Here is a 12,664-nt window from a genome sequence, read left to right as displayed (position 1 = left end):
CAGGATGAGTTTTTTGACATGGGAAAAACAGAAGTCGATTCAATTATCCAAATGCTCCAGCAAAAAAAATATTTCTCAAACGAGTATGCACGTTGTCTTGATTTCGGTTGTGGTGTTGGACGATTAAGTAGGGCATTGTCCGCACATTTCGACCAGGTTGTTGGACTTGATGTTTCATCAACTATGATTGCCAAAGCCAAAGAATTAAATGATTTATCAACTGAAAAACTGAGTTTTGTTCATAATGAACAAAATGATCTATCCATTTTTGAGGACAATAGTTTTGACTTTATTTTCACAACAATCGTTCTTCAGCACATACCTAAACCAGCATCAGTCAATTATATTAATGAGTTTGCACGAATTTGTAAGCCTAATGGACTCATTATTTTTCAGTTACCCGTTGCCGATTTACGGAAGCTCACTTTCGTTCAAAAAATTCGCTCAAGTATAAAAATCAGAGAACGATTAGCCTTAATTGGCATAGGTTCAGGCTTTCAAATGGAAATGCATGTAATTGGCGAAGAAGAAATCAAAACAATAACCGATAAAGCATCTTGTCAGATACTGGAAGCTATCAGTACCAATCACACGGATCCTGCATTTAATGGCCGTATTGACTATGAACTTGAATCAAATAAGAACTTTGGCTATCTTAGTAAATTATTTGTAATACGAAAAAAATAAGCAGTTCTGCGATTCTCTGTAATTAATGATTCAATTTGAAAAATAAAATAAAATCCATATTCCTGTTTTTAAGTCTTAGCTTGATTGTTTTGACAAGCTCATCTCAAAATCTGACACTCGATTTACGCTATCGAACAATTGATTTTGATAAAGAAATTAAACTGTCCGTTCAGGATATTAAATCAGCAAGTTACCACGACACGATTTATATTATTGCCCATTTCAAATACTTGCCAAATCTGGGAAGCATTCAATCTTATCAGGAGTTTGGAGTAGCGTTATTAGACTATTTAGGTTCTAATACTTACGTCATCTCTATTCCGGCCAGTAGCATGAATGACTTTCAGTATTTTCCTGCTTTTCATTCCTACCATCCAATTCTTGCCTTGGATAAAACTCATGCAAGTTTGACTAGTAATCTTTCAATTGATGCTTCAACAACGATTGATATTTCATTGAATTGGTTTAAGGGAATAAAAGGATGGGATATATTGAATGAACTTAAATTATCAGAAGCAGAAGTATTATACTATACTCCAGCACTAAACAATGTAGTAATTCGCCTTGCACAAAATAAAATTATCGAATTAGGACAACAAGCATGGGTAAGTTGGATGGAACCACTTCCTCCTCCTTTTACAACATCAAACCTTCCCGGTCGAACAGCCATTCGATCAAATGTCCTCAACAAACCTAATAATGGACGAAAATTAACAGGCCAAGGTGTGAATATGGGCATTTGGGATGCTGGGCCAGTTGGAAGCCACATCGACTATAATAGTCGACTGACCATTCGTGAAACAGATTATCCTATCCATAGTCATGGTACTCATGTTACAGGAACCATGGCAGGCGCAGGAATTCTTGATCCCTACTACAAGGGAATGGCGCCTGAAGCAAAGATTTTTTCCTATGACTTTTATTGGTGGATACCACATGAAATGGATTCTGCCTATCAAAATGATAAATTGGTTATTACGCAAAACTCCTATTATTATACACCCAGCTGGGATACCTGCTATAAAAGGGGGTATTACGATATCATGAGTTTTTTAATCGACAGATTGGTAGATATTTACCCCAATTACATGCACGTTTATGCAGCAGGTAATGCCCAATCTCAATGCAATCAGGGTGGATATAGAACCATGGCTAGTGGCCCTCATGCTTCTAAAAATGCGCTGATTGTTGGGGCAGTTGACTATAAAGATGTAATGAGTGGGTTTAGCAATTGGGGACCGGTTAGAGACGGACGATTGAAACCTGAAATCTGTGGTGACGGTGTTGGTGTTAAATCAACTGTTCACAATGACGGATATTCTGGGTCAGGTAGCGGAACATCATTCGCTTGCCCGAGTGTTTCTGGTACTATTGCACAACTCTATCAGCTCTATCGACAACTTTATTCAAAAGATCCTGAAGCATCTACAATAAAGGCTATTGTTTGCAACACAGCCCTTGATTTGGGTCGTGAAGGACCAGATTACCAACATGGCTTTGGACGATTAGATGGTTTAAAATCAGCTGAAGCTATTGAAAACAAGTATTTTTTATACGACAGTATCTCGAACAGTCAGGTTTTTTATGATAGCATTCTGATAGATAGCAGCATAAAAGAATTGAAAGTCATGTTGTGTTGGACAGATCCACCAACTTCTGCTTATAAAAAAGAAGACTCAATATCCCTGATTAACCATCTGGATTTGAAGGTTTATGATGCATTGGGGAATCCTTTTTATCCTTTTGTACTTGATCCATTTAATCCTGATTCGAATGCTACAAAAGGGACGGACACCCTCAATAATATTGAACAAGTTGTATTGAAAAATCCAACTCCTGGCAAATACATTTTTGCTGTAGAAGGAAAGATCATTCCAATCGGATATCAAACCTTTTCGTTAAGTTGGCTGGCAGAAAAAAATCACATAAAAGTCACCTATCCCATCGGACACGAAAGTTTGACTCCGACCAATACTGAAATTATCAGATGGAATGCATTTGGAAATGGAAGTACTTTTAAAATTGAATTTTCAATAGATAGCGGATCAAACTGGCAAATTCTAAAAAATAGTATTCCTGCAACACAACTATATTATGAATGGAGTGTCCCTTCGATTTCATCTGACCAATGTCTGATTCGTGTCAGCTCTGGGGCCTTAAGTTCTGAGAGTGAAAATTGTTTCTCCATTATGTATAGGGCTGAAAAGCCTTTTGTAGATGCTTGCAAACAAAATGTACTTTTAACATGGAATAAAGTTCAACCAGCAAAATCATATAATGTATTTGAGCTTCATAATGACCATTGGACATGGCAGGCCAATGTAATTGACACTTTTTACTACCATCTTATTTCAAGTGATTTGAAAAAAGCTTATTACAGCATCAAGGCAGTTGATTCAAATGGCGTACGAAGTGAATTTTCTCCAGCAGTTTCGAGCCACAATCCTATCATGATTAGTATGAGCACTTCAGCCGATACGATTTGTTTTGGACAAAGTGTTAGCATTAATGCTACGGCATCTGAAGGTAAAATTAGAAATTACACATATCAATGGCCTGGTTTTGCAGGAAACTCAAGCACATTAGCCGACACACCTAATAATAGCAAATTTTACTTTGTTGAGGTTTGGGACAGCTGCACTTTAAGCCCTGTAAAAGATTCCATTTATGTGGTTGTTCGAGCACCTTTAAGCGTATCATTAATAGCAGATAAAGATTCTATTTGTTTAGGCGACACTGTACAATTAGTAGCGACAAACAATGGTGGACTGGAATCTAATTATCATTTCTATTGGTTATATAATTTAAGCTCAGATAAGAACCTTAGTGTTCAACCAAGTAAATCCACAACCTATTATTGCTATTTAACCGATAGTTGTTCAACAAGCTCAGTGACTGACTCAATTCGTATCATTGTCAGGGATGCATTGCATATAAAATTGACAGCGTCTGAAAATACGATATGTGAAGGAGAAGAGCTTATTGTAAACTCCAACGCCAGCGGTGGCGATCCTAACAGTTATCAATTCAACTGGGATCCTCCACTAAGCCATGGTTTAAAACTAAAAACATTCCCCTCAGAAAGTAATTTTTACAAACTCCATATTAGCGATAATTGCAATCCAATAGGTATTACAGATTCTATTTTTGTTCCTGTTCAGGATATGAATAGTAGCTGGACTTATTTTGCTGACAACTTGCTTGTTCATTTTAAGGCCACTGACTCCTCCGCTTTATATTACAAATGGTATTTTGGAGATGGCGATAGTTCCACATTATCAGATCCAAGTCACATTTACAATGCTAAAGGGAGCTATTCTGTTTGTCTGGAAACACATTATGTTGATGGTTGCATGGATTCTACTTGTTTAAGCTTTTTTGTTGAAGACAATGGCTTATTTGAAAATCAATTATCTAGTTATTCTGTTTACCCCAATCCCAGTCAGGGTGTTTTTATTATTTCATCAGAAAATTCAATATCGCAAAAACTGGATATTCGTGTTTTATCATGCTTGGGAAAGGAGGTTTATTCACAGACAATTCTATCTAAACCAGGACACAATAATTCAATTGATTTGAGGAGATTAGAAAAGGGTTTATATTTTATCGAATTGAATAGTGGAAGCCAGATTTATACTCAAAAAATTATCATTTATTAAGCTTTTATATGCATATAATTTCACGTCCAATACTTCTTTTATTACTCATATTCGTTTTGTTTTCAAATAAGAGCATTGCAGCAGCAGTTGAATTTGATCTTTTCGAAACAGAAATTCATTTCAAACCGATGGCACAAGCAGATACATTAAAATTAAATGGTGCTTATCTGAAATCGTACTGGACTTGCACAAAACACATAGTCAGCTCCCCTTTTCATTGGAGTGGGAAACAATGGTTAACAGCAGGATTGATTTTGGGAGGAACAGCAGCATTATATCCGGCAGATCAATCTATAAAAGACTTCACACAAGGCAATCAGAATAAATACACAGATTATCTTTTTCACGGAGCTGAGGTATTTGGAAATCCGGCTTATACATTCCCTTTCCTCGCCTTAAATTTTGTTTATGGAGCCATTTTCAAAGATCAAACAGCTAAAAATGTTTCTTTGCTAGGTTTGCAAAGTTTACTCATCTCCAGTGGTTTTGTCTATATATTAAAATATGGAACCCAAAGACGAAGGCCCAAAACTGGTGATCCGTATGATACCTGGTGGGGCAGTCCATTCTCACTCAACAACAACTCCTTTCCATCTGGTCATTCATCCTCCGCCTGGTCGATTGCTACCACCATAGCGCTTGAATTTAAAGGACACCCCTTTATCCCTGCTATTGCCTATACATTAGCTTCGCTAACAGCGCTTTCCCGTGTATACGAAAACTATCATTGGTCTTCTGATATATTTCTTGGATCCGCCATTGGCTTTTTTACGGCACAAGCTGTACATCGTTTTCATCATGGCGGAATCAACAAGAACTTAACCATTGCTCCCTTTTATTACCAAGAAGCAAAAGGGTTGGCCTTAACTTATAGTTTCTAATGAACTTCTACAAAAGCTCACGAGCATTACTCATATTTATAAGAAAAGTATTGCTAGCTGATTTCTCCAGATTGATGCGTTTATATTATCGTTATTTCTGGAAAGCTACTACAGGAAGTATTTATGAATTCCTTAACGACTATTCAGTAAAAAATCCCAATTTATTTTTTATTCAGGTGGGTAGCAACGATGGGTTTCAGAATGACTTATTGTATAAATTTATCTTACGTGATCAATGGAAGGGGATTTTAATTGAACCTCAACCAAAACCATTCAAAATACTATCATATATCTATCGGAAAAAAAATGTTAAACTTCTGAATGTTGCTATAGACAATAAAAGCAAAAGTCGAAAACTCTATAAAATTGCAGTTTCAAATTCTCGCTGGGCCAGTGGACTAAGTTCCTTTGATGAAGCAAAGATTAAAGGACTTATATATAGCAAGCGGGTAATACGAAAGAGTAAAAATGAAGGAGTAAAAATGCCCTTAAATCCAGAAACATTTGTTGCATTTGATGAAGTAAAATGCGTTAGTTTTGATGATCTGATTGCAAAAAACACCATTAAAAAAATAGATTTATTGCAGATTGACACCGAAGGATACGATTTTGAGTTATTGAAGCAATTTCCATTTGAAACACTTAAACCAAATGTGATTATTTTTGAGAATATTCATTTATCAACTGAAGATTGCAAAAACGCTGAAAGCTTATTAGAGAAACAAGCATATCAGCTTAAAGATTTTGGTTCAGACACACTGGCAAAACTTATTGGCTAATATCTTCCCACAACTGAAGCATCTTTGCAGTATGTTGATTAACTGACAACCCCTGAACTTCTGCAAAGTTTGTAGGAATGTTAAATTGATGATTTCCGATATTTAAAATCAGTTCTCGCCATACTTCCGCATCAAAGCCATTCACAACAATTCCTAATTGAGCTGTAATAATTTCCTTTGCACCTGTTTTGTCAGAAATAATTACTGGTAATCCACTTTGCAATGCTTCTGAAACTATTTGCCCAAAGCCATCAAATTTGGAAGGATGAATTAAATAATCGCAAGCAGCATATAATTCATGGATATTTCCTACATAACCTAAAAACTTAATATTTTCATGCCTACTTGATAATGTTGTTTTTCCAGCTATGAAGAGTTCAAATAAATTCGGATCAAGTTTGCTAAAAACATCTTCCAGCAAACCAATTCCCTTTAAATGCATGTTTGTAGTAACAAATACAAATGACTTTTTATTGGGATTGATGCCAAATTTCTTTTTAAAATCCAAGGATTGCTGTTGAGAACATCTTCGAAATTTCAGACTATCAAGTGGTGGGTAAAGAACTTTAATTTTTGCTGAATCAATTCCATAGAGTTTTATCAACTCCTCTTTCATCATGGAAGATGCGGCATAGACAATCTTTGATTTCTGATATGACTTCTTATCTAAATATATTTGTAAATAGTCAAGCAAACCCTTACGTTCAATTCCCAATGCTTTTAAGTATCCCAAATGGTTTGACGGTGCCAAAACTGCATCCTGATGCGATGTTCGTCCAAGAGACAAACTAAAATCAAATTTTTGCTTTCTTATTATTCTTCCGAGTTTAACGTTAAAGTACCATTTTCGAAAAGGATTTGGAACAATTCCAAGCTTAACCTTAATAATTTCGACATCTGGAGGGAGCTTTATGCTGCTATCAATACGAACACTAAATACTGATACTTGATTTCCTAAAGCAACAAATTGATCGATATAATTTAAGAGCCTCGTTTCCAAGCCTCCTTTCTTTACAAGCTTATAATGAATAAGTGCTATTTTCATTATTAATAAATTAAGTACTAATTATTTTTTGCTTATCGAAGTATTACAAATTTTAACATCCGACTTTGCAATGAATTTTGAATTCTGCAAAAATAAGTTCCGTTTGGCAGGTAGGAAAGGTCAATTTTTTCAACATAGTTCCCTTGCGCATATGAGTCACTTATCAAAGTAGTAATATGAACTCCCATTTGATTAATAATGTCAATCCGTAGCTCACTTTCTTCACTTATACTAAACTCCAAATTAATACTATTTCTGGCGGGTATAGGATAAATTAAGCCGAATTCCCCTTCTACTTTCTTTTCGGTAAACATCTCCATTTGTAACGTATCTACTGAAAAATCTGTATTATCTATAGGGTTAACTTCTTCATTGCAAGCATCCTGAACAAAAGGCAATCTCCTTTTTGAAGAGTAATCAATGCAGTCATTACATTCTATCTCTTCAATATAGGATTTGAAATTTGCTCCTTTCTTTATCTCAAATCCTGGCTTATAAATAATTTTTTTGCCTGCATGATAGGTTACACTTGCATTACTTTCAATAATATTTGAGGCTGTAATTGTTTCAGTTGCTGACAAATGAATGTGATTTGATTTGGAACCATGTGTAGAGGATCCTGTCGAATAGGGAAAGTTATGTGTTATTGTTGAATTAACTTTATCATAATATGGTGGCAACCATTCTTTGTAGAGAATGTAATATAAATTGTGAAGTAATAAATAGTCTAATCCATTAAATAAGTATCCCTGATAATATGTATTCTTGTCTCCGGTGAGTCTATTAATAAAACGCCAGTCGTCATCTGGCCAATACTTATTTTCCGGTTCTGTTTTTCCAACATCCTGATTAAGCCATCTGCAATAAGGACCATCACAAGGAGCCCTGTTTAGTAAGTTCTTAAAATAACTTGCCTCTATATCAATTGGTTTGTCGTTCATTAAACAATAAATAAGTGGTAAATATTCATACTTATTTCGCTCATATGTATATTTTTTTATTGTTTTGTAATCCCAAATACCTCCGAGTGTAGCTAATGAAATAGTTGGGAGCTCATTCATTTGTTCTGTAATTTTTTCTGTATTTGGCAAATTCATAGTAATTGCCTTTGTTGGACATAGGTAGATAAATGCGGATATTAAATCAATATAAGAAGCATTGAACAATATTAATCTCGCTTGATTAGCAGTATTAAATTTCAATAAATTAAAATCTTTCAGATATGAATTCGGGTTATTAGCATAATATTTCAGTATGTTTTCTGCTCTTAGTTCAACTTTCCCATCCGTAATGTATTCTGCTGCCATCCCAAAGCCAATGGCTTCTCTACCTATATATGATCCTCTTTTAACATTTTCCCCTGTTACAGGATTCTTAATGAACCAAAGTGGATTATTAAAATTATCTGGGTTAAAATTGTCATATATTCTGATTGCAATATCTGTTGTTAGTTTAAGAATTTCCTCATCATCAACACAAGCCCTAACCAATGCTAATCCCATATAAATATGCCAACACAAATCCTTGCTCATTTCTTTGTTTCGACATGCTTCATCATTTGCATCTCTTTTAAGCCAATAAAATTCAATACCTCCCTTAAAAGTCATTAATCCACTGCCAAAGTAGTCAATATCCATAAAATCTTTTTTTAATTCCGAGCTATCAATAATCTCTTTGGGAACCTCACCTAGGTGATCTAAATTGTTTTTATAAAAATAATCTTCAGCCCATTCACCAACATCATCACGAATGAAATATCCATTTTTTGTGTTTGTCAGATACGGATTGTCTGCTTTTGATGTATTACATGGACCAAAATTCAAATACTCTCCCCAGTTATCAAGTCGATCAAGCGCTTCAATAGCCCATAATAAATCATTTCTTGTTTTGGAAAAATCATTATTATACATTTTTAATAATTTATACTCAGTAGCAAGGGTGGCAATATAAAACGCTAAATACTTTGGAGCATCTCCCCATCTGAGATTATCGGGCTGACTATTATATCCCCAAATTATTGCCGGTATATTATATCCAAAAGCTGGAACTTTTTTTATGTCTAATCCTTCAATAAATCCATTGGTTTGAGTTGAATCCTTTAAAAAGTATGGAATTTGAGCCAGCTTATTTGAATAGTCAATAAAGGATGGGCCATATCTCATGAATTTCGTTTGTAACCTTTCCTTGTAAAATGCATATTTAATAGAGTTACACTCCCAATTTTGACTTGAAACTAGAAAAGAGAAAGACATTATTAATAAGAAAGAAAGGAGCCTCTTCATCATCTAGAATTTAGTAGTTACTAATTTCTGAAGATCGTGCACTTCTTTTTTTAGAATATTCATCTCTTTATTTTGATCAATTAAATAAAGTGTTAGCTCTTCAACCTTACGAAGAAGTATCGTATTCATATCATTCAAATTATAACCATTATTTCTCACTTCTTCTTGGGTTGGAACATCTGGTAAATGCTTATTTAAGGATATATACTCATCTAATTCAGAAAGTGAAAGAAACTTATAATTGTCATCGAAAACAAAATCTGCCCAATTATCTTTAAGAGGTACCACAACAAATTCATTAGCAACAATTTTCCCGCAAACCGATAACTTATAATTTGAATAATGTTCCGATTTTTCTAACAGTTCACTTCCTATAACTAACTGGCCTTCTCGAGAGATCAAAATACACTTATCATCTGTATTAAAATCTTTTGGTTTAGAACTGCTTGATGATTTTTGAGGTTTAAATACTAATCTTTCATCATCATCAATTAATATTCCATACCCATTAATTCCTTCAGAATTTGAGATTAAAATAGATCTTTCAACATACAGCTTTGCATGAGGGAATGTAGGCGGAATATTTCCAATTCCTACTGATCCCAGTTTAGATAAATAAAGAGGTGTTGTAACTGAAGTTCTTAAACGGGAACTATTTTCAAACCAGAGGTATCTGTTGTCAATGTTAAAATCCCACCTTTCATTATAGTCAATATCCTGCTTTTGATTACATACCTGATTAGGGTAGTTGTGTTTTAAATGCGTATAATCCTTTTCAAATTCCAATCTTAAATAAGGCTGTTTTTCTAATTTATTGATTTCAAACCCTTGGCATACTTTCAAAATGTGCAAATCTGCATTCACATCATCTTCAAAAACTCCAACACCAATGTCGCCAAATAGCGAAAAATTATTCAAGCTCGTTGAATCGAATTTTGCATTTTGTGCATGACTAAAAAAAGAAATAAAGATGGAAGCAACTAATAGTTTTTTTTTCATATTAACAAACTTTAAAGTATACAAGTGTAAATCTGAAACTTGTTTTCTGTAACACCAATTCAAACCTATATGAATTATTCATCTGTCTATAATTTATTTTTCAAAGGTCAGATGGAACTAACATGATAATCATCCCCTTATGTGAGGAACATTTTACTCATGTTCGTTTCATATGTAAATTTACATAAACCAAATGGAAAATATTTTATGGCTAATCAGCTCAATAATGCATTGACAATCTTTAAACATATGAATTGTAAAGAGTGTTTACTAAAAAAGCTTGCAACTTAAAATTTAATTAACGAAGTAATCAAGATGTAATAAGCATATTAGCTTAGTTCCTTCTATTTTTGAAATACGAACAAAAATGTGTCTATGACAATAAAGATACTTGTATTAAGCAACTACAATCGAATTTTAGCCTTAAGACCCGAAGCTGAGATATTTTTTGGCTTAAAAAAAATGGGATTAGAAATAACAATAATGACTCCTGGCGGATCAGAATATGCTAAAAGATTTGAAGCTGCAGGAATAAAAGTTATTGATTTCCTTTCCAGAAAGAAATTTGATAGAAAAGAAATTGCCTTCATCAGAAACACTATAATTGAGCAAAAAATACAAATTATTCATTTGTTTAATAGCAGATCGATTATCAATGGAATTAAGGCTGCTAAAGGATTGGATGTTAAAATTGTTTTGTATAGGGGTTATACAGGCAATATTCATTGGTACGATCCAACTGCTTACCTTAAGTATTTACATCCAAGAGTCGATAAAATATTCTGTAATTCAAAAGCCGTTCAGGATCAAATTAACAAGCAGCTTCTATTTAATAATAGCAGAACAATAACTATTAATAAAGGTCATTCTTTAGAATGGTATAAAGATATCACACCATTAAAATTAGAAGAAATTCCCGAAAACTCATTTACACTCTGCTGCACTGCCAATGATAGACCAATGAAGGGCATTACTTATTTAATTGAAGCTATCAATTTAATACCTAAGGAAATACCTATCCACTTGCTTATTGCAGGAGGAAGCAAAGAACACTTTGAAAATCTTGATATCATTAAAAATGCTAAAAAAAGAGACAAAATTCATGTTCTTGGCTTTCGAGATGATTCATTACGTATTGTTAGCGCAAGCGATGTTTTTGTATCCTCTTCCATCAAGGGAGAATCCATAACAAAATCAGTTATTGAAGCGATGTGTTTAGGCACAACACCACTCATAACAGATATAACCGGAAACAGAGAGTTACATATGGAAGGAGCTGAAGAACTGGTAGTTCCAGCGAAGAATGCAAAAGCATTGGCTGATGGAATGATGTTTCTTTACAACAATCGAGAACAATGTAAGAAGTGGGGCAAGGATGCTCAAAAGCATATTGATCAAAACGTAAACCATATGGATACTGTAGAGAAAACGTATAAGATGTATATGGATTTGGTTTCATAGTCCTTTTACAAACCAAGCCAGCTGTTCTGAATTCAATATAATCTGAATAAATTATAGTAAAGATGTTTTTTCAGGTGAGACAAAATTTTCTGTATTTATTTTTGAACCTTTTTCATCTTCAGGTGTATCATATATAAAATCATATACTATGAAGAAAATATTAGCAATGCACGTTTTGCTATTTTTGGGTTTTTTTCTCCAAGCACAAAAGCCTGAAAAAGTTTATTCAATTGTAAAACAAATCCACTCATCTGAATGGTATTTAGAACAAGCATCTTTATGGAAAGCAGAATTAGATAAAGATTCAACAAATGCAGATGCCTGGCTAAATTATTATACAGCCAACAGGATGTATAAATTAACAACCAATAATAAGGAATGGACAAACAACAAGGAGAATGTTCTATCCGAACTAAATGACATCATTAAAAAATGTGAACGTACTATTCCCAATTCATTTGAATACAATTACATAAAATGGTATAATGGTGGGAATAATCCTGAAAACTTTCCCTTTCTCAAAAAAGCTTACGAAATTGCTCCAGATCGTGTTGAAACCTATGATGATTTCATTGTTTATTACCTTTTGCATCACAACAATGAAAAAATGAAGGAGTTTTGTGAAAAGTGGTTTAATTCCAATGATCTTTCACAGGGGCTACTTGCCTTTGGATACAATATGTTAATGTCAGTTGATAAAAATGCCATTATTTTCACCAATGGCGACAATGACACCTATCCTCTTTGGATATTGCAGCATGTTAAGGATATACGTTCAGATGTTACCGTTTTAAACATCCATTTGCTAATGGTCGAATCCTACAGGAAAGAACTCTTGAAACGGATGAAACTTCCAAAACTTGAAATAGAT

At 34.0% G+C, this 12,664-nt stretch carries 9 protein-coding genes; 6 read left to right on the top strand and 3 right to left on the bottom strand.

Going from position 1 to position 12,664, the window contains the following annotated elements; all coding sequences use genetic code 11:
• From HOG71_10295 to HOG71_10280, 4 genes are all read left to right on the top strand, one after another.
• The coding region (locus HOG71_10295; protein MBT5991227.1) for a class I SAM-dependent methyltransferase at positions 1-687 on the top strand (687 nt) is incomplete at its 5' end.
• A gap of 35 nt (positions 688-722) precedes the next feature.
• On the top strand, positions 723-4,346 hold the full coding sequence (locus HOG71_10290; protein ID MBT5991226.1) for a S8 family serine peptidase: 3,624 nt from the start codon (positions 723-725) through the stop codon (positions 4,344-4,346).
• Between the two features lie 8 nt (positions 4,347-4,354).
• Positions 4,355-5,227, top strand: coding sequence for a phosphatase PAP2 family protein (locus HOG71_10285; GenBank protein ID MBT5991225.1), 873 nt, complete (start codon positions 4,355-4,357; stop codon positions 5,225-5,227).
• Positions 5,227-6,006: an FkbM family methyltransferase gene (locus HOG71_10280; protein MBT5991224.1), complete on the top strand. Its 780-nt coding sequence runs from the start codon at positions 5,227-5,229 to the stop codon at positions 6,004-6,006. Before HOG71_10285 ends, HOG71_10280 begins: the two co-directional genes overlap by 1 nt.
• On the opposite strand, the gene HOG71_10275 is transcribed toward HOG71_10280, so the two are convergent.
• The 3 genes from HOG71_10275 to HOG71_10265 form a co-directional block, all read right to left on the bottom strand.
• Complete coding sequence (locus tag HOG71_10275) at positions 5,996-7,051, bottom strand: glycosyltransferase family 4 protein (protein ID MBT5991223.1); 1,056 nt, start codon at positions 7,049-7,051, stop codon at positions 5,996-5,998. The genes HOG71_10280 and HOG71_10275 overlap by 11 nt on opposite strands.
• A gap of 32 nt (positions 7,052-7,083) precedes the next feature.
• Positions 7,084-9,213: a T9SS type A sorting domain-containing protein gene (locus HOG71_10270; protein MBT5991222.1), complete on the bottom strand. Its 2,130-nt coding sequence runs from the start codon at positions 9,211-9,213 to the stop codon at positions 7,084-7,086.
• A 123-nt stretch (positions 9,214-9,336) separates the two neighbouring features.
• Complete coding sequence (locus HOG71_10265) at positions 9,337-10,332, bottom strand: hypothetical protein (GenBank protein MBT5991221.1); 996 nt, start codon at positions 10,330-10,332, stop codon at positions 9,337-9,339.
• 375 nt (positions 10,333-10,707) lie between these two features.
• Here HOG71_10265 and HOG71_10260 point away from each other — a divergent pair, with 375 nt between their 5' ends.
• The gene (locus HOG71_10260) at positions 10,708-11,793 is read left to right on the top strand and encodes a glycosyltransferase family 4 protein (GenBank protein ID MBT5991220.1); all 1,086 of its coding nucleotides are present in this window, start codon (positions 10,708-10,710) and stop codon (positions 11,791-11,793) included.
• Positions 11,794-11,941: 148 nt separating this feature from the next.
• Positions 11,942-12,664: hypothetical protein (locus HOG71_10255; GenBank protein MBT5991219.1), on the top strand; the 723-nt coding region annotated here is incomplete at its 3' end.

The organism is Bacteroidota bacterium (assembly GCA_018698135.1).
GTDB lineage: Bacteria > Bacteroidota > Bacteroidia > CAILMK01 > JAAYUY01 > JABINZ01.
The sequence above is the reverse complement of the archived record's forward strand: the minus strand, read 5'-3'. Positions and strand labels throughout refer to the sequence as shown.